20 protein-coding genes and 1 pseudogene are annotated in these 21,910 nt (G+C 64.3%); 2 read left to right on the top strand and 19 right to left on the bottom strand.

Annotation, left to right across the window (positions count from 1 at the left end; genetic code table 11):
- Window positions 1-188: 188 nt before the first annotated feature.
- Window positions 189-1,205, top strand: a pseudogene (gene ilvA, locus ACSSVC_RS19755) (threonine ammonia-lyase, biosynthetic); the annotation flags it as partial.
- Window positions 1,206-1,413: 208 nt separating this feature from the next.
- On the opposite strand, the gene ACSSVC_RS19750 reads toward ilvA, so the two are convergent.
- Window positions 1,414-1,719 (bottom strand): NIPSNAP family protein, encoded by a 306-nt coding sequence (locus ACSSVC_RS19750; protein WP_346634394.1) that lies wholly within the window; start codon window positions 1,717-1,719, stop codon window positions 1,414-1,416.
- A 572-nt stretch (window positions 1,720-2,291) separates the two neighbouring features.
- Here ACSSVC_RS19750 and ACSSVC_RS19745 point away from each other — a divergent pair.
- A complete protein-coding gene (locus ACSSVC_RS19745; protein ID WP_346634395.1) occupies window positions 2,292-2,558 on the top strand; it encodes a DUF1652 domain-containing protein in 267 nt (88 codons plus the stop codon).
- Window positions 2,559-2,616: 58 nt separating this feature from the next.
- On the opposite strand, the gene ACSSVC_RS19740 is transcribed toward ACSSVC_RS19745, so the two are convergent.
- From ACSSVC_RS19740 to ACSSVC_RS19655, 18 genes are all read right to left on the bottom strand, one after another.
- On the bottom strand, window positions 2,617-2,883 hold the full coding sequence (locus tag ACSSVC_RS19740) for a DUF2790 domain-containing protein (RefSeq protein WP_404936900.1): 267 nt from the start codon (window positions 2,881-2,883) through the stop codon (window positions 2,617-2,619).
- Between the two features lie 231 nt (window positions 2,884-3,114).
- A complete protein-coding gene (locus ACSSVC_RS19735; RefSeq protein ID WP_346634397.1) occupies window positions 3,115-3,369 on the bottom strand; it encodes a DUF2790 domain-containing protein in 255 nt (84 codons plus the stop codon).
- Between the two features lie 190 nt (window positions 3,370-3,559).
- Complete coding sequence (locus tag ACSSVC_RS19730; protein ID WP_492611226.1) at window positions 3,560-4,339, bottom strand: ChbG/HpnK family deacetylase; 780 nt, start codon at window positions 4,337-4,339, stop codon at window positions 3,560-3,562.
- The gene (locus ACSSVC_RS19725) at window positions 4,336-5,460 is read right to left on the bottom strand and encodes a GNAT family N-acetyltransferase (RefSeq protein ID WP_346634399.1); all 1,125 of its coding nucleotides are present in this window, start codon (window positions 5,458-5,460) and stop codon (window positions 4,336-4,338) included. Before ACSSVC_RS19725 ends, ACSSVC_RS19730 begins: the two co-directional genes overlap by 4 nt.
- On the bottom strand, window positions 5,457-6,161 hold the full coding sequence (locus ACSSVC_RS19720; protein WP_346634400.1) for an N-acetyltransferase: 705 nt from the start codon (window positions 6,159-6,161) through the stop codon (window positions 5,457-5,459). The genes ACSSVC_RS19725 and ACSSVC_RS19720 overlap by 4 nt, the downstream gene beginning before the upstream one ends.
- Window positions 6,158-8,086, bottom strand: coding sequence for a hypothetical protein (locus ACSSVC_RS19715; RefSeq protein WP_492611225.1), 1,929 nt, complete (start codon window positions 8,084-8,086; stop codon window positions 6,158-6,160). Before ACSSVC_RS19715 ends, ACSSVC_RS19720 begins: the two co-directional genes overlap by 4 nt.
- Window positions 8,086-9,393, bottom strand: coding sequence for an oligosaccharide flippase family protein (locus ACSSVC_RS19710; protein WP_346634402.1), 1,308 nt, complete (start codon window positions 9,391-9,393; stop codon window positions 8,086-8,088). The genes ACSSVC_RS19715 and ACSSVC_RS19710 overlap by 1 nt, the downstream gene beginning before the upstream one ends.
- Complete coding sequence (locus ACSSVC_RS19705; RefSeq protein ID WP_346634403.1) at window positions 9,390-10,388, bottom strand: polysaccharide deacetylase family protein; 999 nt, start codon at window positions 10,386-10,388, stop codon at window positions 9,390-9,392. Before ACSSVC_RS19705 ends, ACSSVC_RS19710 begins: the two co-directional genes overlap by 4 nt.
- 1 nt (window position 10,389) lies before the next feature.
- On the bottom strand, window positions 10,390-11,526 hold the full coding sequence (locus tag ACSSVC_RS19700; protein WP_346634404.1) for a glycosyltransferase: 1,137 nt from the start codon (window positions 11,524-11,526) through the stop codon (window positions 10,390-10,392).
- The gene (locus ACSSVC_RS19695) at window positions 11,519-12,484 is read right to left on the bottom strand and encodes a glycosyltransferase family 2 protein (RefSeq protein WP_346634405.1); all 966 of its coding nucleotides are present in this window, start codon (window positions 12,482-12,484) and stop codon (window positions 11,519-11,521) included. Before ACSSVC_RS19695 ends, ACSSVC_RS19700 begins: the two co-directional genes overlap by 8 nt.
- Before the next feature lie 27 nt (window positions 12,485-12,511).
- Window positions 12,512-13,873 (bottom strand): O-antigen ligase family protein, encoded by a 1,362-nt coding sequence (locus ACSSVC_RS19690; protein WP_346634406.1) that lies wholly within the window; start codon window positions 13,871-13,873, stop codon window positions 12,512-12,514.
- Window positions 13,870-14,997 carry a glycosyltransferase family 4 protein gene (locus tag ACSSVC_RS19685; protein WP_346634407.1) on the bottom strand — a complete coding sequence of 376 codons (1,128 nt, stop codon included), beginning with the start codon at window positions 14,995-14,997 and terminating at the stop codon, window positions 13,870-13,872. The genes ACSSVC_RS19690 and ACSSVC_RS19685 overlap by 4 nt, the downstream gene beginning before the upstream one ends.
- Window positions 14,982-16,574 carry a GumC family protein gene (locus ACSSVC_RS19680; RefSeq protein WP_346634408.1) on the bottom strand — a complete coding sequence of 531 codons (1,593 nt, stop codon included), beginning with the start codon at window positions 16,572-16,574 and terminating at the stop codon, window positions 14,982-14,984. The genes ACSSVC_RS19685 and ACSSVC_RS19680 overlap by 16 nt, the downstream gene beginning before the upstream one ends.
- Before the next feature lie 11 nt (window positions 16,575-16,585).
- Window positions 16,586-17,605 carry a polysaccharide biosynthesis/export family protein gene (locus tag ACSSVC_RS19675; RefSeq protein ID WP_346634409.1) on the bottom strand — a complete coding sequence of 340 codons (1,020 nt, stop codon included), beginning with the start codon at window positions 17,603-17,605 and terminating at the stop codon, window positions 16,586-16,588.
- Window positions 17,606-17,627: 22 nt separating this feature from the next.
- Window positions 17,628-18,272: a CpsD/CapB family tyrosine-protein kinase gene (locus ACSSVC_RS19670; RefSeq protein ID WP_346634429.1), complete on the bottom strand. Its 645-nt coding sequence runs from the start codon at window positions 18,270-18,272 to the stop codon at window positions 17,628-17,630.
- Window position 18,273: 1 nt separating this feature from the next.
- Window positions 18,274-19,026: a sugar transferase gene (locus ACSSVC_RS19665; RefSeq protein WP_492611224.1), complete on the bottom strand. Its 753-nt coding sequence runs from the start codon at window positions 19,024-19,026 to the stop codon at window positions 18,274-18,276.
- A gap of 58 nt (window positions 19,027-19,084) precedes the next feature.
- Window positions 19,085-20,104: an NAD-dependent epimerase gene (locus ACSSVC_RS19660; protein ID WP_346634411.1), complete on the bottom strand. Its 1,020-nt coding sequence runs from the start codon at window positions 20,102-20,104 to the stop codon at window positions 19,085-19,087.
- Window positions 20,101-21,453 carry a UDP-glucose dehydrogenase family protein gene (locus ACSSVC_RS19655; protein ID WP_346634412.1) on the bottom strand — a complete coding sequence of 451 codons (1,353 nt, stop codon included), beginning with the start codon at window positions 21,451-21,453 and terminating at the stop codon, window positions 20,101-20,103. The genes ACSSVC_RS19660 and ACSSVC_RS19655 overlap by 4 nt, the downstream gene beginning before the upstream one ends.
- Window positions 21,454-21,910: the final 457 nt, after the last annotated feature.

The raw sequence follows: 21,910 nt of genomic DNA, 5'->3' as shown, positions 1-21,910 counted from the left end.
GGTGGCTTGCGGCTTGCCGGCGAATTCGCTAGTTTCCGTCCATGACTTTGCAAACCCTTCGCTCCCAGCCAAGCATTATTACCGCCATTCCTTATTGGCGGGCTTGCTGACGACTGCACCCAACCCGCCCTCGAGGCGGGTTTTTTCTTTCCGTCTCCCGGGCTCCGAACATAGCCAGGAGATCCATCATGCATTGCCCCAGCCGTCTTGCCAGCACGCCCCAGCCCAGCGCCGACATGGCCCTGCTGGAACGCTATGTGAAGATGATTCTTGCGGCGCCGGTCTACGACCTGGCGATCTGCACGCCGCTGCAGGCGGCACCGGCGCTGTCGCAACGGCTGGGCAACCAGATCCTGCTCAAGCGCGAAGACCTGCAGCCGACCTTTTCCTTCAAGATCCGCGGCGCCTACAACCGTCTGGCCCAGCTCAGCGCTGAGCAACGGCAGCGAGGGGTGGTCACCGCGTCCGCCGGCAATCACGCCCAGGGCGTGGCCCTGGCGGCGCGGGAGCTGGGGATCAAGGCCCGTATCGTCATGCCCGCCAGTACTCCAGAACTCAAGGTGCTGGGCGTACGCAGCCGTGGCGCCGAGGCGATTCTCCATGGCGAGAGTTTTCCCTTTGCCCTGGCCCATGCCCTGGACCTGGCGCAGCGCACTGGGGGCACCTTTGTTTCACCTTTCGATGATCCCCACGTGATTGCCGGCCAAGGCACCGTGGCCATGGAGATCCTGCGTCAGCAACAGGGCGCGCTGGATGCCATCTTCGTCCCCGTGGGCGGGGGCGGACTGATCGCCGGGATTGCTGCCTACGTCAAATACCTGCGGCCGGAGATCCGCATCGTTGGCGTCGAATCCGAGCACTCCAATTGTCTGCAACAGGCGCTCGCGGCGGGGGAGCGGGTGGTCTTGCCCCAAGTCGGGACCTTTGCCGACGGTGTTGCGGTGGCGCAGATTGGCGAGCATGGCTTCCAGATCTGCCGGCATCACGTGGATCAGGTGATCAGCGTCAGCAATGACCAACTGTGCGCCGCGATCAAGGACATCTACGACGACACCCGTTCCATCACCGAACCTTCTGGCGCCCTGGCGGTGGCTGGGATCAAGGAGTATGTGGCCCGGAGCGGAGCCAGGGGCCAAACCCTGGTGGCCATCGACTCGGGCGCCAACATCAACTTCGACAGCCTGCGGCACGTAGCCGAACGCGCAGCCGTGCACAGCGCCCCCTTGTAGCAAGCGTCGACCGGGGCGATGCATGTCTTGCGCGCCTCTTCGCCGGCAAGCCGGCTCCTACGGGGAACTGCAGGGTGTATCCGGCTGCTGTAGGAGCTGGCTTGCCAGCGAAAGCGTCGGCTGAGGCGATGCAAGGCTTGAGGGTTTGTTCGTCGGCAAGCCGGCTCCTACGACGGATTGAGGATCAGGACAGGAGAGGGCGCAGGAAACTGCGCTCGTAACTGAGGATGAATTTCTTCTCCATCACCGATGCCACCAGGGCCACGCTCTCGGCGTCGCTCAGGGCGCTCTGGCGATAGGCTTCGTAATCGGCCAGGGACGGGAAGCTGAACAGGCAATAGGCAATGTTGCTGGCGCCTTCGGACGGCAGGAAGTAACCGTGGTGGGTGCCGCCCAAACGCCTGACCACGGCAATCCAGGCCTTGGAATAAGTTTCAAACTCAGGCAACTGGTAGGGATCGATGACATATCTGACGTGACAGGTAATCAAGGGCGGTACTCCGGTGAGAGGGGCAGGTCATGCCTCGCGGGCTGGCTCTAGATTGCAGGTCTTGCCCCAGGAGCAGAACCGCCATCCGTCTGGATGCAAGCAAAGGAAAAGCCTCGCCGAGGCATTTCGAAGGGCGTCAAAGCACCCATGCAATCCGGTTGCATGACAGGGCATTTTGCAAGGCGAACCAGTGCCTCTATTGCACTTTGCATGGCTGCGGCCATCGCGGCACCGAGCAAGTGGTTGATTTGACGACCCTGTCACGGAGTGCAGCGTGGGCACGTTTCCTGCTCCTTCCAACTGCGCCCGCGAAATCGGCCGAGCCTTGAGACGGGAGGCCTGCGTTCCAAAGGCTGGATCGACCGATTGCTCTGAGAGCTTTGCGCCCTTCAGGCGAAAAAGCCCGGAGCTCAGAGCGAAATCGAATTTAGCGGCGCCCGAAAAGCGGCTTAGTCTGTAACTTGGCCCCGTCTGCAAGGACAACCAAGACTGAGCCGGGAGCGTAGACGAACACGGAAGTCAAAGCTGTGTGCCCATTGATTGGCCGTCTCGAATAAAAGGAGAGAGTCGCCATGTTTTTATCTGCCCTGGAACTGCGCAACATCATTGAAAGCAGTTTTCTGCCCAAACGCTGCCAATGCACCTTGAGTCCCGATCTGTCGATGACGGTCAAGGTGTTCGGTGACCATCAAACCGACCGCGTCGATCTGGTGGTCAGCGGCATTGATGCTTCCCTGCTCAATGGCTGCCGTGAAATCAACGAGCTGATCGCCGAGTTGCGCTACGACCTGGCCCATTCCCCAAGTCAACTGTCCGAGCTCAAACGCAAAGCGCATTAAGCCGGGAAGGTTGGCAGTCCCGATCCTGTCTGGCACAGCCCCGACCCAGCGTGCTGCTTCAGTTCTCGTACATGCAGGCATGGGCATGTTTCTGGTAGGAAATTTCCGCCAACTCCCCGGACTTGTCGATGTAACGCATGTGCGCGGTCACTACCTGGCATTGAGTGGTGTGGGGCTCAGTCATCGACACGACCTTGGCGATGTCCAGGCGCATGCCGTACTGGTAGGGCACGGTTTCGACGTTCGGGGCGTCCGATGCCTGGGCCAGGCCGGCAAAACCCCATACAGCCAGAGTGCCCAGGACCCACTTGATACGGTTATTCATGGTGGTATCTCCGCTACAGATAAAGACGGTTCAGCGTGGTCGCCGAACCTGCTGCACGAAGCGCCAGAAGCATTCCGGGCCAGTGCTGTCCGGAACAGAGTCGATATCGAGGATTAATCTATCGTTAAGAGCTGATCGATAGATTTTGTAAAAAAAATCTTTCGAATTGGCCGATAGGACGGGGGGCCGTCCTATTGGTTAGCGATTTGGCGGGCCTGGGCAGCGGGTGGATCAGTTCTGGTTGCTGCAGGCGTCCGACAGCTTGCTGTAGGTGATTTCCGCGGGCTTGCCGGCCTGGTCGATGTACTTCATATCCGCCGTGATCACCTTGCAATCCTGGGTGTCAGGCTCACTCATGGAAATCACCTTGGCCACATGCAGCGGCATGCCGTAGTGGTAGGGCACGGCCGTGGTGCTGTCCGCCTGGGCCAGGCCGCCGAGGGCACTGAGCAAGAGGGCGGCGGTCAATCCGGTACGCAGGTTCATGGGGGCTCTCCAAAACAGACTGAACGTACAGTTCTGTACCTGATGAGGTGCAGGACTTGCCGCGCAGCTCTTCAGAAAGATCTGATTCGGCGCGGTCAAGCACACTGTTGAGCCGCAGGATTAACGGTTGATTAAATTAGGTAGGGAGCTAATCAATATGCTGAAAATAACCTCCCGCCTACAGCGGAGTTCACAGCTCGCTGTAGGCAATCCGCTGATGGCTGGGCAAGGTGCGGTTCAACAGTTGCTCCAGGGATTGTCCCGGGGGCAGGTAATCGTCGCCAAAATCTCCGTCGGCCAGCTGCGTCGGGTGAGCCACCACTTCGACCACCCCCGTGGGGAGAAAGCCGTCCAGCAGATCCTTGGGCGTGCACACCGCGTTCACCCGGCGTCCGGTGAGCCAGCCAATGCGTCGGTTCAATGCACTTTTGAACAGGCGCTTGAGGGGGCCGATATTGCCGCCAACATTGCGCGCCAGGCGCACAGGCACTCCTTGGCGGGCGGCGAAGCGGGCAACGATGGCCGCCACCGGCCACAGATTGTGCACGTGCTGGTGGGAGTCGATGTGACTGGGCCGCAGGCCCTGGTCGACACAGCGCTGCCATTGCGCCGCCAGCTCTTGCCAGACGGCATCGGCGGCTGCCGACGGCAGGTGCAGGACGGAGCGCGGCAGGTTCAGGTCGAACTGCCCCTGGGCATTGCAGAACAGCGCTTTGCTGCGGATGCCCTGACTCAGGGGCGCACCGTAGGTGAGGTTGAAATGCAGGCCTATGCGTCCCAGCAGGGCGTGCTCGTGGGTGAGGCGGCAGGCATCCTCAAAGGCCGGCATGTTGGCCATCAGGGTGGCGGAACTGATCACCCCGCGCTTGAAGGCACGCAGGGTCAGTTGGTTGTAGTCCAAGTCGAGGCCGAAGTCGTCGGCGTTGACGATGACCCGGTGCGGTCGGGTGACAGCCAGGGTTTGTTTCATGGGCGAGCCCCTTGTGCGGTGGTGGCCTGGCGGCGTTCGCGCCAGGCCTTGAGACGAGGTTTGAGCTGCTGCCAGAGGCGCTCGGCCATACCGGCCAGCAGGCCCCGAGGGCGCCAGGAGTAGAAGCTCCAGCGCTGGTGCTCCACCACGCCGCTCATGCGTTCATGCAACTGATGGCTGGAGCGGCTGAGGCTGACCCGGGAGGCATCCACCCACTGCCAGCCTTCCTCCAGGCCCCAGCGAATCCATTCGTCCAGCAGCAGACGGCCACTGCCCAGGTTGGCGTAGTCGGCGAGGAAGGCGATGTTGTAGTCATACAGGCGACCCCGTTCCAGCAGGCCCAGGCGATAGCTGATGCAGCGGCCCTGGTGTTCCAGCATCACCACCCGCACACAACCCTCGGCAGCCAGGCCGTGCAACGCCGTGTGCATCCATTGTTGGCGTTGTGCTCCCGAGAAGATCCCCAGGCCTTCGGCACCTTTCCAGCTGGCCTGTTCCACCCCGCGGAGCATGTCCAGTACCGCGTCGATGCCATCGGCCTGGGGCGCCACGCGGATCACCCGGGCGTCGATTTGGGCGCAGCGTTTCCTCGCCCGGCGCAGCTCGTAACGCAAGGTGCCGCTGGCTTCCTCGTGGTCGCTGGGGACGATCAGGTGTTCTGGCGCGCGGCAGCTCAGGGACTGATCGCTGTACCCGCTTGCCCGGCGCCAGGACGCCAGCAGGGGGGCGGCATCCACCAGTTCATGGAGTTGCAGCAGGTCATGGGGCAGTTGTCTGCGGATTTCCCGCAGGACTTCGGGCATGGCGCCTTGTGCTTGTGCGTCCACCAGCAGCGCCAGGCGGTCGCTCAAGGGATGGCCCAGGTGGCGCACCACCTGCAGGTTCAGCCCGGCCCTGGGCTCGCGGCCGCGGATCAGTGGCAGGCACAGCAGCAGGCGCTGTTCCTGCCAGCCCAGCAGAATCTGCAACTGCTGATTCTGCAGTGCCTGTTCGGCGCCCCGCAGCCAGCTCAAACGATTGAACGGCGTGGCCTGTTCGACTGTTTGTCGCAGCTGTTCATAAGCCTCCACGGGGAAGTCCTGGGCACTCAGGCTGGTGCACCATTGCCAACGCAGCTTCACATCCGCTCCTTGTCTGTTTGAGTGGCCGGGACCGCTGATTCGGCCAGGCGGCCCCGGCGCAGGTGATGCAGGCGCGTCTGGTGATAGGGGCGACGTCGGTGGAAATGCAGGCAGCGCAACAGGCAATAGACGTGCAGGGATTCGCCGACTTCCTGGAAACCCAGGCGCATGTGCATCTTCAGCGCCGGCTCGTTGCGCACATTGACCAGGGCCCGGGTGGCTTTGAAGCCCCGCTCGCGGTACTCGTCCCAGAGCATCTTCTGCGCCAGGATCACCACCCCCGAGCCGCGAAACGGCGGCGCGCATTCACCGGCGAACTGGTACAGGCAGCCCGGCGGCATGCGCATCCAGCAGCGGTACAGCTGATCGTCGTAGTAATCGCGCTCACTGACCCAGACCATCATCATCACGTTGCCGTCCGGGTCCAGGTGCGCGCTGCCGCGGTTGCCCTTGTCCAGCAGGCCGCGAATGGCCGGCAGCTGGGCCTTGAAGTACTTGTCGAAGGCCGGCAGCAGCTCCCGGGTGATGCGCACCTGGGGCCAGCGGCCGGGGTTGATGGGGCAGGGCACCGGCAAGCTCAGTGAGCGTTCCAGGGTCAGCAGCTCCCAGTGGTAATAGAAGAAGCGTTCAGAAAAGACCCGCAGGCTGCCCCGCAGGCCCTTGCGGCGGATTTTGGCCAACAGGCCGGTCAAGCGACTCATAGGGTTTTCCAGGTCAAGGCAAACAAGGTTTCACCGGGCAGTTGGAAGCTGGCCCGGCCATCGCTGCAGTGCAGCGTGGTGTGACGGCTGCGGCCTTCGGGGCCCAGCAGTTCGAGGGTGGGGTTCGATTGGCAGAGGGCGCTGGCGTCGCCCAGCTCGACGTCTTGAGTACGGGGCGTCTTGGCCACCCCCAGCAGGCTGTGGCGCTGACCGTCCCGCAGGGCCAGGGCATCCACTTCAAAGGAGGAGTTGTCCAGGGCCTGGACCTCACCCAGCCAATGCTGCTGGATGAACTGCTGAGCCACGGCCACCGGCTTCAGGCTGAAGCGCTGGGCATCCTGCTGGGACAGCATGCCCTTGGGGTATTCGGGTTCGTCGGCGGCCTGGAACCAGTTGAGCATGTCCAGCAGGCCATCCTGGGAGGCGTTGATCACCACCGAGGCCCACCACAGGGCGGCGTAGTGCGTGTCCTGCTGATAGGGGCTCAGGTCCGGGCCGCTGGAGATGTTGGTCTGGCTCAGCAACAGCGCCTTGCGTGGCCGGCGCTGCTCATCGAGCCCCACCAGATCGGCGGCGGCACGCACGCTGGTGCGATAGCGACGGGTGGCCAGCAGGTCGCGGACCATCCATTCGTGCCAGGCCAGGGCATCGATGTCGGCACCGTGTTCGGCCAGCAATTGCCGCGCCCAGTCGATGCCCCGACGTTGTCCGGCGCCGATGCGGAAGGGGCCGTCCAGCAGCCGCGAACTCACCGGCATGGCGATGCGCACCCCGGCTGCGCGGGCATCGGGGTTGGCCTTGGTGTGCTCCAGCATCCGCGCAAAATAGTCGGCAAACACCGCGTAGCTGGGGTAGTTGAGGTTGGGTTCGTCGGCAAAGGCCAGGTAATGCAGACCCTGGCTGCCCAACTGCACGCTGTCCGCCAGCCAGGCGTCGAGTCCGGCGAAGCTGGTGCTGTCGGCGTCCAGCACGGCCCGGCGCCCGGTGCCGGCCAGCAAGGTGATGTCGCGGTCGATCTTGAAGTGTTCGCGGTACAGCCGGCGAAAGGTGATTTCCCGCTGGGGTTCTTGCTTGATCACATCGACGAAGCTGTAGAAGTTGGCGGCCCGTGGGCCCAGGGCTCGTAGCAGTTCGAAGGTCGACGACGGTGGCTCGGCATAGGGCAGGGCGATCCCCAGGTGCGGGCTGGGGCCTCGCACTTCAGGCTTGAGGCGCAGCTCGACCCGGGCCGGGGTCCATTGCAGCGGGTGCAGCTGGCGCAGGTCCTGGGCGAACAGGTTGGCGGTGCCATCGAGCCAGAACGCCACCTTGCCGGAGCCGCCCAGGGACAGGCGCCAGACTTCGTCCTGCTGAGCCACCGGCAGGGCGGCCTGGTCGAACTGCCCGTATTGCGCGTGCTCCACCAGCTTCAGGCGCACCTGCTGGCCGTCGCTCAGGCGCGTGGCTTGCAGCACGCTGACGCCGCCGTAGTATTTGCCCGCCAGCAGCGCCTGCTCGCCAGCGGCCACGTGAAAGTACAGCTCGACGCCGCTGGGCACATCGGCACTGAAATGCACCTTGGCCGGCTCGAACTGGGCCAGGGTCGAGCTGTCATGGCCGACCTTGAAGTTGCGAAAGCTGTAGCCCGGCACCTGCAGGCGATAGTCGCCGCGGGCGGCGGGCAGTTGGATCTCCCGCTGGCCGTAAGGCTGGTCGGCGCGGATCTCCAGCTGTTGCAGCAACTGCCCGTTCGGTTGCAGCAGGTACAACTGCTCCTGGTTGGCGTCGCTTTGCCAGGCCGGGCTCCAGCGCAGTTGCAGGGTGTCGGCGCTATCGGCTTGCAGATACAGGCTGCCGTCGCGGATATCCCCCCATTGCATGGGGGCTGCGTGCAGGGATGAGGCCGCCGCGATCAGCATCAGGGCGAGCAGGGAACAGGGTTTCATCAGGCCGTTTCCTTAGGGCGCAGCAAATGGCGCACGTAGACAATGTCTCCAGGCAGCAGGATCAGGGTGCGATACCAGGCCACGCCGCTGAGGTGGCAGTACAGGCCGAGCATCACCAGGCTCACCGCCAGGTAGGCAATCGACGAGGCCAGGCCTGCACCGACTATGCCCAGTGGCCCAATCAATACGGCATTGAGGATCAGGTTCAGCAGTGCGCCCCCAGCCAGCAGCAGTGACAGGCTGCCGGGGCGCTGTTTACCCAGCAGGTCCAGGCGCAGGATGCTGGCGTAGCACAGGCCGAACAGGCCCGGCAGCAGGGCCAGCAGAGCGCCGTAGGCCGGGGCGTAGGCGGCGCCGAACAGGGTGACGATCAGCCATTGGCCGATCAGCGCCATGCCCAGGCAGGCCCCCAGCATCACCGTGGCGGTCAGGCGCAGGGCCAGGGCGGTCAGTTGCTCGATGCCGGAGCCCTGTTGCAGCAGGCGTTTCATCAAGGGGGTGGTCACCGCTTCCGGGATGATCAGCAGCAGTTCGGCGGCGGCGCTGGCCATGGCGTACCAGCCCAGGGCGGCCGGGTCCAGCAGGGCGCCGATGAACAGGTAGTCCGAGCGCAGCATCAATTGCTGGGACAGCACCCCGGGATGGCTCTGGGCGCTATAACGCAGCAGTTGGCGTTGCTCCCCGGCCTGCCAGCGCAGGCGCAGGTCATGCCAGCGCCGCATCCAGCACCAGCCCACTATCACCACCAGCAGGGTGCCCCCCAGCCAACTGACCAGCGCCGCCGACAGCGGCTGGTCGCGCCAGATCCACCACAGGCCGACGAACAGCAGCAGCGGCACCAGGGATTCCAGCAGGCGCAAGGCATTGAAGGCCTCGACCCGGCCGTCGGCGTTGTGCAGGGTCAACAGGCCGCTCTTGAGTACGGTGATCGGCACCGCCAGCAGTAACAGCCAGGCCAGGTCCCCCAGTTGCAGACTCAGGTCCCACTGGCTGCCCAGGGTGTTCATCAGGGTCAGGCCCGCCAGGGTCAGCAGGCTTGCCAGCAGGCAGCCATAGACCAGCACTTGGGTCAGCAGCAGGCCCATGGGCCGCTGGCGCGCAGCCTCATAGCCGACGGCGGTGTTGAGGCCGCCGCTGGTCAGGGCCGCAATCAGGTCCGGCAGGGTGCTGAGCAGGGCGAACAGGCCGCGATCGGCCGGGCCCAGGAGACGCGCCAGCAAGACGTTGCGCAGCAGGCGCAGGCCGATCATCGCCAGTCGGGTGCCCATGCTCAGGGCCAAGTGCCAGAGGTAGCTGCCGCGCTTCATGCCCGGGCTCCCTGGAGCAGGCGCCAGGCCAGCAGCCCGGGGCGGCCGGCGCTGGCGTGGCTGACATCGATGCGCGGCAGGGCCAGGTGCGGATTGCCATCGGCCTCGATCAGGCCCGGACGGGTACCCAGGGCATAGCGATAACCCAGTTCGGCCACCGCGGCGCGGACCTCGGGATTGTGATCGCCGTTGGGGTAGCAATAGACCCCCAGCGGCGCCTCACAGTGTTCTTGCAACGCGTGGTGAGAGCGTTGCAGATCGGCCCGCAACGCGGCGCCGTCGAGACGGGTGAGAATGCCGTGGCTGGCGCCATGGGGTCCAAAGCGCACCAGTGCCGAGCGCTCCAGGCGCTGGACCTGGGCCCAGTCCAGGCTGTGGGGCGCGGTGTCGTCGGGGCAACTGTCGGCCAGGGCTTGCAGGGTCTGGGGCGACAGGCCTTTGAGGTGTTGCAGATAGCCCCCGAGGGCGCGGCTGCGAGCGTGACCGGTCCCGGGCTGCAACAGCTCCGGTGGCGGTGCCAGCGCCAAGGCCCGCAACTGTGCCAATAGCGGTTGGGCTGCGGCGCTGTCGACCTGTTGCCACAGGGTTTCGCCGATGGACTCCCACCAGAAGCCCTGGCGACTGCCGATGAAGTCCGTGGACAGGAAGATGCTCGCCGGCATCTCGTAGCGCTCCAGCAGGGGATAGGCGACTTCGGCGTTGTCGCGCCAGCCATCGTCGAAGGTCAGGGCCACCCGGGGCCGGTCGCCACCGGGGAACTCCAGCAGGTGCTGCAAGGGCACGCAGTCGAAGTGCCGGCGCAGCCAGCGCAGCAGGTGTTGGAAATGCTCCTGGCCGATACACAGCGGCGCTCGATGGGGCAGGCTGGCGGCCGCGGAATCCGCCAGCACCCGGTGCAGCATCAGCACCACTCCGGCTTCGCTCAGGCGGACGCGGCCGAGGCTGTGCAGATAGGCGCTGCCCAGCAGGCGCTTGAAGGATTGTTTGATGGCCATGTCAGCGGTTCTGTTGTGGGTTCCACAGGGCGTAGCGCTGCCCGCGGAGAAATTGCCAGAGGCCCATGCTCATGCCGGCCAGGGTCACCAGCACGAAGCCGGCGAGACGAAATACCTTGGGCAGGCGCCCGCGACTGTCCAGCAGCCCCAGCACGCCGGCCGCGTAACCCAGCAGTTGGGCCGCCAGGCCCAGGCTGTAGAAGGCGCCGGCGTTCCACAGCCACAGATTGCACAGCAGCAACGGCAGCAACAGCACCGGGGCCAGGCGGCGGATCAGCTTGTGGCTGATCAGGGCAATGGCGTAGGCACCGTGGCGCAAGGGGTTCATCAGCTCGCGGCGCTGAGCCAGACTCTGCAGGCCGCCGACCGTGACCCGCAGGCGCCGCCGATACTGCTTGCCGGCTTCGTCCACGCCCTGATCCAGGACCTGGGCCTCCTCCACATAGACGATGCGTTTGCCCGCCACCGGGGCGCAGGTGCTGATGAAAAAGTCATCGTTGACCTCGGCAGGAATCCGCTGGAACAGCTCCCGGCGCAGGGCCAGCAGCGCGCCGTCGGCGGAGACCATGCAGCCGGTGCGGTTCTCGGCCTGGCGCAACCAGGCTTCGTAGTGCCGGTACAGGCTGTCGCCCAGGCTCAGGTTGTGCCCCGGGTTGGGGATGATCATGTGCCCGCCGCAGGCGCCGACCTGTGGATCGGCCAGGGGCGCCAGGAGCTTGCCCAGGGTGTCGCCGGACCATTGGTTGTCGGCGTCGGTGAACACCAGGATGTCGTTGCGTGCCAGTTCCACCGCGGCGTTCAGGGCTCCGGCCTTGCCCACCCGCGGCAGGTCCAGGACCAGCACCCGCGAGTCACGCACCGCCAGGGCGGTGGCCACGGTGTCGTCGCTGGAGCCGTCGCTGGCGAGGATGATCTGCAGGTCCGTGGCCGGGTAGTCCTGTTGCAGCAAGGTGCGCAGCTTGTGCTCGATGTGCGGGCCTTCGTTGTGGGCGGCGATGATCACGCTGACCGACAGCGGCTCGCCCGCTTGCAGCGGACGCGGCCGCACGAACAGGCTGAGCAGGGCCAGCAGTACGGGATAACCGATCCAGGCATAGAAGGGCAGTAACAGGCACAGCCAGAAAATTGTTTTAGCCACGGTCAGGTCTCACGACAGAACGGTTGAACAGACCCTGAACCAGGGCCACGGCGCCCAGGTGCAGGCGCACCCAGTGCAGCAGCCAGAGTTGCAGGACAAACAGCGGATCGCGCTGGCGCAAGCCCTGGCGCAAGGCCAGGACCAGAGGCGCCAGGGAACCCAGCAGCAGGCACAGCGCGGCGCCGCCCGGCTGGCCCAGCAGCAGGCCGAACAACGCCAGCAGGCTCAGCAAGGCGCAGGCCAGGCACAGCAGGGGAAAGCGCAACAGACGCAGGTTGAGGCCACCCCGCTGGAGCAACTGCAGATGGCTGCCCTGGCGCCAGCGCTCCTTGCCGGCCCATTCGCCCCAACTGCCTTCGAAGCCCCAATGCAGCACCTGGGGCTCAGACAGGCTCAACTGGCGGGCGCCGGCAGCGTGCAGACGCAGACCGAAGTCCTTGTCTTCGCCGGTGCGCAGGTGCTCGTCGAAGCCGCCGACCCGCTCGAACCAGACCCGTTTCAGGCACAGGTTGGGGGTCGGCATCCAGTGCAACAGGCGCGCCTGCCGACTGCCGGCGAGGCTGCGGCGCTGCCAGGCCCGGGCGTACCAGGGCGCGCAGTCCGGGGCGGCACAGTCCAGGGCAAAGACCTCGGCGCGGTTATCCGCCAGGGTCTGTTGCCAGAGTTGCAACCAGTTGCCGGGCACCTCGATGTCGGCGTCGAGAAACGCCAGGCAATCGCCGGTGGCCACGCCAGCGCCGCGATTGCGCAAGGCCCCGATGCCCAGGCCCGGGCACAGCAACACCCGCGCCCCCAGCTCTCGGGCCCGTTGCGGCCCCTGGTCGGTGGAACCGTTGTCCACCACGATCAATTCGTAGTCGATGGCCGCAACCCGGGCCGCGAGGATCACGCTGTCCAGGGTCCGGGTGATGTGACGCGCCTCGTTGTACATGGGCACGATCACGCTGATCCTTTGCATCTTTGCCTCCCTTGGCCAGATTTGCATTTATGGGGCGGGCGCTGGCGCGGCTTCGGCCTCGAGCCGCAGCACGCTGGACAGGGCCAGGAAGATCCACAGGTACTTGTGGTTCGGCGCGCTGAGAAACAGCAGGAACACCGCCATGGCCAACAGGCTCAGGCCCAGGTGGGTGGCGATATCCGCCTGTTCTCGAGCGCCCCGGGCGAGGAACGCCTGGCGTGCCCGCTCGAAGTTGCGCAGGCCCATGAGCATCAGCACCACGAAGCTCAGGCCGCCGGGAATGCCCAGTTCGCTGAACAGCTCCAGGTAGGTGTTGTGGGCCCGGCGGAACAGGTCGGGCTCGTTCATGTTTTCCGAGAAGCTGCTGGCGAAGCCGGTCTGCGCGTAGTGGATCGGGAAGGTGCCCAGGCCCGAGCCCAGCAGTGGGTTCTCGCGGATCATCTGGCCGCCCACCACCAGGTAGGAGGTACGTCGGCCCAGGGAGGTGTCCGCCGAATGCGCGCCGGACTTGAGCATGCTCAGGGACTGAATCCGCGCCACGTAGTCCGCCGGCAGCACGGCGATGCCCAGGGGCACGACGATCGCCACGGCGAACATGGCGAACCCCAGGTGCTTGGGCCGCAGGCCCTTGAGCCGGTCGCGGTAGTGCCAGGCGCCGATGACCAGGGTGAACAGCACCACCAACAGGCCGGAGCGCGAGTCGGTCTTGGTCATCCCGGCCATCAGGGTCAGACTGATGCCGACCCAGAACAGCCGCACTGGCCAGTAGGGCGAGCGCAGGGCGAGGAGGATCGCCGGCGGTACCGCCATGGCGATCAGCAGGGCGAAGTAGTTGGCGTCCTGCAGCAGGCCGATGGCCCGGCCACCTACCTGGTACTTGGCGGAGATCAGCGCGATCACACAGGTGATGGCCACGCTGACCGCCAACAGGCGGCAGAGCATCAGCAGGTTGGTTTCCCGGGCGATCAGCAAGGTGACGAAGAACAGCACCAGGCCCACCGCCAGTTCCCGCAGGCTGTCCAGGGACACCATCAGGTTCTCGCTGTACATCAGGCTTAGCAGCAGGCACAGCAGGAATGGTCCCAGGGCCCGCCACAGGTTGCTGCGCAGGCGGGTGTCGGGGATCTGCCGCAACAGCAGCTTGAACAGCATGATCAGGATCAGCGAGGCCCCCAGCAGCTTGGCCCCGGAGAACGCGCTGTCCTTGAACAGGCCCTCGAAAGGCACCAGGGCGCAGATGCCCAGCAGGCCCCAGCCCGGGCGGCGATAGAGCAGGGCCAGGCCCACCAGCCCGACCACCACCAGCGGCGCCAGAAACGGCCAGGGGCTGGCAAGCAGCAGCAGGCTGGCAAGACCCAGGAAGAGGCCGAGAAAAGGGGCGGCGATCATACCGGGATGCTCTCCCTGGCCAGGCGATACAGCTCATCCCAGCTTCGTGCCAGGGTGGGCAGGTGATAGTGCTTGCGCTGGGTGACGCGGGCGGCCTGGGCCAACTCCTCGGCCAGGGCCGGGTCATCCAGCAATTGGCCGATGCGCCGTTCCAGGTCGGCGCTGTCCAGGGGCTTGGCCAGCAAGCCGTTCTGCCGGTGTTGCAGGACATCGGGAATGCCTCCCACGGCAAAGGCCACCACCGGAGTGCCGGCCTGCATGGCTTCCAGCAGGATCATCGGCGTGCCTTCGGTGCGCGAACTGAGCACCAGTACATTGAGGCGCTTGAGCCAGGGCTGCATGTCTTGCTGGTAACCCGGCAACAGAATGCGCAGCGACAGCCCGGCGGCGTCGATGCGTTGGCGCAGGGCCTGGTTCTGTTCGCCGTCACCGAGCAACACCGCCTTGAGCGCAGGGCGCTGCCGGCACAGGCTGATCAGTGCGTCGAGAAACAGGTCCGGGCCCTTTTCCGCACTCAGGCGTCCGACGAAGCCCACCAGTGGCGCCATTTCGTCGCGGCGCACTTCGGCCTCCCGCAGCGGTGGCCCATCCTGATTGACCGGCAGCACCAGCCTGGGCTCCGGCAGCCCGTTGGGAATGACCCGCAGCTTGTCTTCGGCCACGCCGGCTTGCAGGTGCAACTGGGCAATGCTCTGGGCCACACAGGCCACCCGGCGCACCTGAGGGCTGCGGCACAGGCGCAGGCTGATCCAGGTGTAGAGCTTCTGTTTCAGGCTGCGCGGCGTGAAGCCGTGCTGGGTCACCACCAGGGGCAGTTGCAGACGCCGGGCACAGACCCAGGCAAACACCTGGGCCTTGAAGTTGTGGGCGTTGAGTAGGCCGGGCTGCTGCCGCAGATGGGCCAGCAGCGCCTTCAGGCAGTGGCAGTTGTGGCTCGGCACGCCGGCCTCGATGAACCGCTGCAGCAAGGCTTGCGGGGCATTGATGAACACCACCCGGTGCTGCCCCGGGGTGATCCGGCAATGATCCAGCAGCATGCGTTCGGCGCCATAGAAGCCGCCGCTGTGGATCAGGTGCACGATAGGCTGTGCAGCCAGGCTCAGGTCGTTCACTGTTTGGCCCAATACCAGGCCCAGCGCCAGGTCCAGCGTGGATAGGGGTTGACCTGCTGCTCTTCAACCGCGTTGAGCACCATCAGCACCGGCAGGCCGAGGTGATCGCTGACCTGGGCCGGGTGCTTGAAGCGGTGATCGAAGAACTCGTAGACATACCCCAGGGCAATTGCCAGCAGCAGGCCGGTGAGCAGGCCCAGGGGAATGATCAGCATCGGCTTGGGAAAGGCCGCTTCGCTGGGTTCGTAAGGCTGGCTGAGCACCCGGGCGTTGGACAGCTCGCCACTGATCAGGCGCTCGCCGCGGCTCTCTTCGTAACGCTGGGTGTAGGTGAAGAAGGCTTTGTGCAAGGCATCGATCTCGGTGTCCAGCTGGCGCAGCTTGCTCAGCACTTCCTGCAGGTCGCGAACCCGGGCCTTGTAGTCGTTGATCCGCGCGGTTTTCTGCGCGATCACCGACTGGGTGATCTGCAGGTCGCTGCTGCGCTCGCGAACACGGTTTTCCACCACCTTGAGGAACTGCGCCCGGGCCCGCACGATCTGCTCGCGCTGCTGCTGCATGGGCACGCTGTCGGAGCGATAGGTGTCGGCGGTGGTGCCGTACTGGCTGACCAGATTGGTCAGTTGCTCGCCCAGTTGCTTGATCTCGCGGTCTTCGTAAGCAACGTTGTCCACGGTGTTGGCGAAGGCGAAGGGGAAGGTGTAGTCGGTGATGCCGGCCTTGCGTGCGGCGCTCAGGTTCTTCTGCAGGTAATCCAGGCGACGCTGGTTCTCCAGGGCCTGGTCGCGGTAGCCGTTGAGGGACTGTTCCTCGGTGTTGATGGCATTGAGACGGAAGGTGATCTCTTCCTTGGGGTCGGAGGCATGAGCGGCTTCCAGCAGGGCCTGACGCTTGCCTTCCAGATCATCCAGGCGCGACTGGTACTGGGCCTTCTTCTGTTCGTAGAAGGCTTCGGGCAGTTCGTTGGATTGCAGGTCCTGGCGGCTCTTCAGGTAGTTGGCCAGCAGGCGCTCGACGAAGCGCGTGCCTTCGGCGGCATTGGGGCTGGCGTAGACGATGGAGATCACGTTGGAGCCGGGCAGGGTGCCGATCTTCAGGTCCTTGACCGCCTGGTCGGTGAAGGCATCCAGGCTGGTGTCGCGCACCGGGTCCACGGCCAGGCCGAAGAAGCCGCGCACCGGGTTGATCACATGGTTGCGCAGCGGATCGATCAGGCCGTTGCGGATCGGCTTGACGATCAGCCTGGTCAGCAGGCCTTCGCTGCCACCGAACTGGCCTTCGCGGCGCAGCTGGTCGATGGTGTCGCGGATCAGAGTCGGCGAGCGCAGGATATTGCTCTCGGTCTCCATGTCCGCCAGGGATGGCGGGATGAACTTGTCGCTGTCCGGGGTGAGCACGGTATTGGCGTCGGTCTGGGACAGTTTCTTGGACTGCACAATGACTTCGGCGGTGATCTCGAAGCTCTGCTTGAGCACCAGCGGCAGCAACAGCGCAATCAGGGCGAAACCCAGGAACACCCGCTTGATCAGGCGTCGATTGACAAAGAACACGAGCAGGAACTCGTGCAGGTAGTTTTCGATCTTGGTCATCAAGAGGGAACTCAGTTGTTGTTCGTTTCTTTGTTGTCGACGCGGTAGCCGAAGCTGAACCCGACACCCTGGAACATGATCACGTCCGCCAGCTGCTTGCTCAGGGCGCCGGCCTTGGCCAGGCGGGTCTTGGGCACGTAGAGCATGTCGTCCGGTTGCAGGTAGGCGAACTGCAGGGCCTTGCCATCCAGCGCTGCATCGGCGTCATAGACCCGGGCTTCGACCTGATTGCCCTTGCGCCGCATGATCACCACCGAGTCCAGGCGCGCGGTGGGGCCGGCGCCCTTGGCCAGGGTCAGGGCTTCGAGCACCGAGATCGGCCGGCGGATCGGGTAGGCCCCGGGCTGGCCCACTTCGCCCATGACGAACACTTCGTTGGCGGCGGTGGTCTTGAGCAGCACATCGACGCTCACCTGTCCCACTTCCTTGGCATAGCGCTGGTTGATCAGGGTCTGCAGCTCGCTCAGGCTCTTGCCCTGCAAGGACAGGCTGCCCAACAGCGGGAAGCTGGCGCGGCCATCGGAACCCACCACGATCTCCCGGCTCAGGCCGGTGGCCGGGTTGGTCAGGCTGGTGCGCAGGTTGTCCAGCTGGGCCATGGCATGGGAGATCGAGAAGGTGATCTGCGGCTTCTTCAGGACCTTGGCGTACTGGGTTTCCAGGGCCTGTCGCGCCTGTTCGGCGGACAGCCCGGCGACCTGGATGTTGCCCACGTAGGGCATGTCGATGCTGCCGTCGGGCAGGACCAGCTTGCTGCCCCCCAGTTCCGGGGCGGTGAGGAAGCTCACGTCCACCTGATCGCCGGGCTGTACGAGGTAGCGTTGCTGGCTGGTGGTGCCGATATGGAAGATCACGTCCAGCACGTCCTGCGGGCGCAGCACCTGTTCGATGGGCATGACTTCGGTGAGCTGGGCCTGATCGGCCGGGGCGCTGAGGATCTGCACCGGCATCTGCTGCGGCTCGCGGTTGACGCAGCCGCCGAGGGCGGCCAGCAACGACAGGCCCAGCAGGGAAAGTCTTGGCTTGTTCATGGTTACACGGTCCTTGTGCCGGTCAGAGACGGTCATAAACCCACTTGGGCATGTAGTACTTGCGGGCGTTGAACACGCTGCCGATCAGCTTCGCCTCGGCCTGGATCAAGCGCTGCGCCGCAGCCTGGGCCACTTCCCAGCGGGTTTCCTCGCTGCGCACCACCAGCACCACACCGTCCACCTGGGTGCTCAGGGTGAGGATGTCGCCGCTGCTGTACACCGGGTCGCCGTCGATGATCACGAAGCGATAGTCCGAGGCCAGCTCCTGCAACAGTTCCTGCAGCAGTTCCGGGGTCAGGCGCTCGGCGTATTGCTGGCGACGGCCCAGGGGCAGCAAATCGAAGCCCAGTTCATCGCTACTTTCGATGCACGCCGCCAGGAGCGGCGGGGTTTCGGCCAGGGCCAGATCGAGAAAGCCCGGACGCTCGCCAAGGTTCAGGCGCCGGGTCAGGCTGTTGTCCGAAAGGCTGGTGTCCACCAGCAGTACCCGGCCGCGGCTGGTGCGGGCCAGTTCACTGGCCATGCTCAAGCTGCTGCTGGTGATGCCGCTGTTGCGGTTGGCCGCCGTCAGCAGGATCACCCGCAGTTCTTTGTCGAGCACGGTCACCGCCAGGTTGCTTTCGCTGGGACGCTGGATCTTCAGACTGGCAAAGGTTGCTGCCGCCATTTCAACTTGCTCCATGGCCATTGAGGACCTTGAAAGGGGTTTTGATCAGGATCTTCAGGTCGAGCCAGGGGCTCTGCTGGAAGATGTAGGTCATGTCGAGGGTGACCCGACCGTCGAAGTCCACGTCGCTGCGTCCGGACACTTGCCACAGGCCGGTGATCCCGGGGTAGATGCTCAGGCGGCCGAGGTGGTGTTCCTTGTAGGTCTGGGCGTGGAACGAGGTGGGGCGCGGGCCGACGATGCGCATCTGGCCGAGCACCACGTTGATCAGGTTCGGCAACTCGTCGAGGCTGGTGCGCCGCAGGAAGCCACCAATGCCGGTGATCCGCGGGTCGCGATCGATCTTGAAATCCACCGAATCCGGGCCGTGCTTGTTCAGGTGGCGCACCGAGTCCTTCAAGGCTTCGGCGTTGACCACCATGGTGCGGAACTTGTATATGCCGAAGCGCCGACCACGAAAACCGGTGCGCAGCTGCACGAAGAACACCGGCCCGGGGCTGGTGAGCTTGATCAACAATGCGATCGTCAACAGCACCGGCGACAGCAGCACCAGCAGCGTGGCCGCCAGCAGCGCCGAGGTCAGGCGCTTGCTGCGCGACAGGGTCCAGGGCCGCCCGCCGTCGCGGCCACTGATCCAGCCGTGCTGTTGCAGCTCGATGGCGGCCTGGACCTTGCGCCGGAACGGATCGTTGCGCCGGTCGATGCGAGCAGGCGCCGGCACCTCGATTGCAGGCGATGAGAAGGGTCTTTCCATATCCACCGGGAATACTTCCATTGCAAATGGTTGGGTAAAAACGCCCAGGGGCGTGGGCTCAGGACGCGCCGCCCGGGTAGTAGCTCAGGTACCACTGGACGAAATGCTTCAGGCCTTCCTCCAGGGTCACCTGGGGGCCGAAACCGGTGAGGTTTTCCAGGGCGCTGACGTCGGCGCAGGTGTTGAGCACGTCACCGGGCTGCAGAGGCAGGTACTCCACCTGGGCCTGGCGCCCGAGGAGTTTTTCCAGGGTCGCCACGTACTCCTTGAGTTCCACCGGGCGCTGGCCGCCGATATTGAACAGGCGCCAGGGCGCCATGCTGGTGGACGGGTCCGGTTGCTCGCGGTCCCACAGCGGGTCGCGTACCGGCGGCTTGCCCAGCAGGCGCACCAGTGACTCGACGATGTCGTCGACATAGGTGAAGTCGCGCTGGTGCAGGCCGTAGTTGAACAGCTTCAACGGCCGGCCCTGGCTGATGGCATCGGCGAACAGGATCGGCGACATGTCCGGCCGGCCCCAGGGACCGTAGACGGTGAAGAAGCGCAGGCCGGTGGCCGGCACCCCGAACAGGTGGCTGTAACTGTGGGCCATCAGTTCGTTGGCTTTCTTGCTCGCCGCATACAGCGACAGCGGGTGGTCGACGTTGTCGCTGACCTTGTACGGCGTTTGCTGGTTGGCCCCGTACACCGAGCTGGAAGAGGCGTAGATCAGGTGCTCCACCGGGTAGCGTCGGCACATTTCCAGCAGGTTGAGGAAGCCTGAGAGGTTGCTGTCCAGGTAGGCCTTGGGATTTTCCAGGGAGTAGCGCACCCCGGCCTGGGCGGCGAGGTTGATCACCACCTGGGGCCGGATCTCGGCGAACAGCCGCTCCAGGCCCTCGCTGTCCGCCAGGTCCAGGCGTTGCAGGGGGAAGTGCCCCGCTTGCTGTTCGACCCAGCGCACCCGGTCGCGTTTGAGCTGGGGGTCGTAGTAGTCGTTGAAATTATCCAGTCCGGTGACCTGATGCCCATCCTTGAGCAAACGCAGTGCGGTATGGGCGCCGATGAAGCCGGCGGCCCCGGTGATCAGGATATTCATGCGCGCAACGCCTCCGGGACGCGGTAGGGCAGGCCGATGCTCAGGTAATGCAGGCCGGCGTCCGCTGCCTGTTGCGGGTTGTACAGGTTGCGGCCGTCGACGATCAGGCGATCGCTGAGGGTGTCGTGCAGCAGCTTGAAGTCCACCACGCGAAAGGCTTTCCACTCGGTGCAGATCACCAGGGCGTCAGCGCCTTGCAGGGTGTCGTCGCGGGTCGCGCACAGCTGCAGGTCGTCGCGGTAGCCGTACAGCCGTCGGCATTCGGTCATGGCTTCCGGGTCGTAGGCATGGACCTTGGCTCCGGCCTGCCACAGCGCTTCCATCAGGTAGCGGCTGGTGGCTTCGCGCATGTCATCGGTGTTGGGTTTGAAGGCCAGCCCCCACAACGCAATGACCTTGCCCTTGAGGTTGTCCCCCAAGTGCGCCTTGAGCTTGCGAAACAGCACATGGCGCTGCTGTTCGTTGACGTCGCGCACGGTCTTGAGCATATGCGGCTCCAGCCCGTGGCTTTCTGCGGTGTGGATCAGCGCCCGCAGGTCCTTGGGGAAGCACGAGCCGCCGAAACCGGCCCCGGGGTAGATGAAGTGGTAGCCGATGCGCGGATCGGCGCCGATGCCCTTGCGCACCGCGTTGATGTCCACCCCCAGGCGTTCCGCCAGGTTGGCCATCTCGTTCATGAAGCTGATACGGGTGGCGAGCATCGCGTTGGCGGCGTACTTGACCAGCTCGGCGCTGCGGTTATCCATGAACATCAGGCGGTCATGGTTGTGGTTGAACGGTGCATACAGCTCGCTCAACTGCTGGCGCGGCCGCTCGTGGGAACAGCCGACGACGATCCGGTCCGGACGCATGCAGTCGGCCACCGCCGAGCCCTCCTTGAGGAACTCCGGGTTGGAGGCCACGTGCACTCGCAGCTGGGATTTGCCCAGGTCCGCCAGTTGTTCGGCGACAGTCTCGATCACCAGGTCGGCCGTACCCACCGGCACGGTGGACTTGATCACCAGGGTCTTGTCGCTGTGCATCAGACAGGCAATGTTGCGGGCCACCGCCAGGACATGGTCCAGGTCCGCCGAGCCGTCTTCGTTGGAGGGAGTGCCGACCGCGATGAAAATCACCTGGCCGTGGCCCACTGCATCGCTGGCCTGGGTGGTGAAATGCAGTCGGCCGGCCTTTTGATTCTCTTCGATCAGGGTCGCCAGACCCGGCTCGTGAATCGGAGGAATGGAACGTTGCAGCTGGGCAATCTTATGGCTGTCGATATCGACACAGACCACGTTGTGCCCGACATCGGCGAGGGCAACTGCTTGCACCAGACCGACATAGCCAGTACCAAAAACGCTGACTTCCAAGGGAACGACCTCGTCCATGATGAGTGTTGGGTGAGAGAGTTACTCACCTTCTTTAAAAGGCGTATGGCACATGGCCGCTATCGCGCTCTTTTTTTGACACTACCATAGGTGCGAGACGTTTAATTGACGTTTTGCGGTGTTACATAAATGACACAGGTGCTTTCATTGATTTTTATATTGGTAAAAACATCAATAAAAACAATATCTTAGGATTGCTCATGATGGTCATCATGGAAAGCGTCAAATACTTGATCAGGTGTTCAGAAAAAATAATAAAACCGACGAACGGTAGATAAAAATCACAAAAAGATGATGCTTTTTCGCCACTATCGACTACGGCACTGTCCTCGTCAGGTGGCTTTCTGATCATGGCGTCAGGTTTTTTGACAGGTTTTTTCGTGGCAAAAATTAGCGAAATTGATAGGTTTTTTCCTGATTATGCCTGCTTTGTGGCGTA

The organism is Pseudomonas sp. E1BtOHC1, from assembly GCF_058744285.1.
The sequence above is the reverse complement of the archived record's forward strand: the minus strand, read 5'-3'. Positions and strand labels throughout refer to the sequence as shown.

Coding starts and splice junctions, on each gene's coding strand:
- ACSSVC_RS19745 (WP_346634395.1), top strand. CDS start 2,292: ATGTTTTTATCTGCCCTGGAACTGCGCAACATCATTGAAAGCAGTTTT.
- ACSSVC_RS19740 (WP_404936900.1), bottom strand. CDS start 2,883: ATGAATAACCGTATCAAGTGGGTCCTGGGCACTCTGGCTGTATGGGGT.
- ACSSVC_RS19735 (WP_346634397.1), bottom strand. CDS start 3,369: ATGAACCTGCGTACCGGATTGACCGCCGCCCTCTTGCTCAGTGCCCTC.
- ACSSVC_RS19730 (WP_492611226.1), bottom strand. CDS start 4,339: ATGAAACAAACCCTGGCTGTCACCCGACCGCACCGGGTCATCGTCAAC.
- ACSSVC_RS19720 (WP_346634400.1), bottom strand. CDS start 6,161: ATGAGTCGCTTGACCGGCCTGTTGGCCAAAATCCGCCGCAAGGGCCTG.
- ACSSVC_RS19715 (WP_492611225.1), bottom strand. CDS start 8,086: ATGAAACCCTGTTCCCTGCTCGCCCTGATGCTGATCGCGGCGGCCTCA.
- ACSSVC_RS19710 (WP_346634402.1), bottom strand. CDS start 9,393: ATGAAGCGCGGCAGCTACCTCTGGCACTTGGCCCTGAGCATGGGCACC.
- ACSSVC_RS19705 (WP_346634403.1), bottom strand. CDS start 10,388: ATGGCCATCAAACAATCCTTCAAGCGCCTGCTGGGCAGCGCCTATCTG.
- ACSSVC_RS19695 (WP_346634405.1), bottom strand. CDS start 12,484: ATGCAAAGGATCAGCGTGATCGTGCCCATGTACAACGAGGCGCGTCAC.
- ACSSVC_RS19690 (WP_346634406.1), bottom strand. CDS start 13,873: ATGATCGCCGCCCCTTTTCTCGGCCTCTTCCTGGGTCTTGCCAGCCTG.
- ACSSVC_RS19680 (WP_346634408.1), bottom strand. CDS start 16,574: ATGACCAAGATCGAAAACTACCTGCACGAGTTCCTGCTCGTGTTCTTT.
- ACSSVC_RS19675 (WP_346634409.1), bottom strand. CDS start 17,605: ATGAACAAGCCAAGACTTTCCCTGCTGGGCCTGTCGTTGCTGGCCGCC.
- ACSSVC_RS19670 (WP_346634429.1), bottom strand. CDS start 18,272: ATGGCGGCAGCAACCTTTGCCAGTCTGAAGATCCAGCGTCCCAGCGAA.
- ACSSVC_RS19665 (WP_492611224.1), bottom strand. CDS start 19,026: ATGGAAAGACCCTTCTCATCGCCTGCAATCGAGGTGCCGGCGCCTGCT.
- ACSSVC_RS19660 (WP_346634411.1), bottom strand. CDS start 20,104: ATGAATATCCTGATCACCGGGGCCGCCGGCTTCATCGGCGCCCATACC.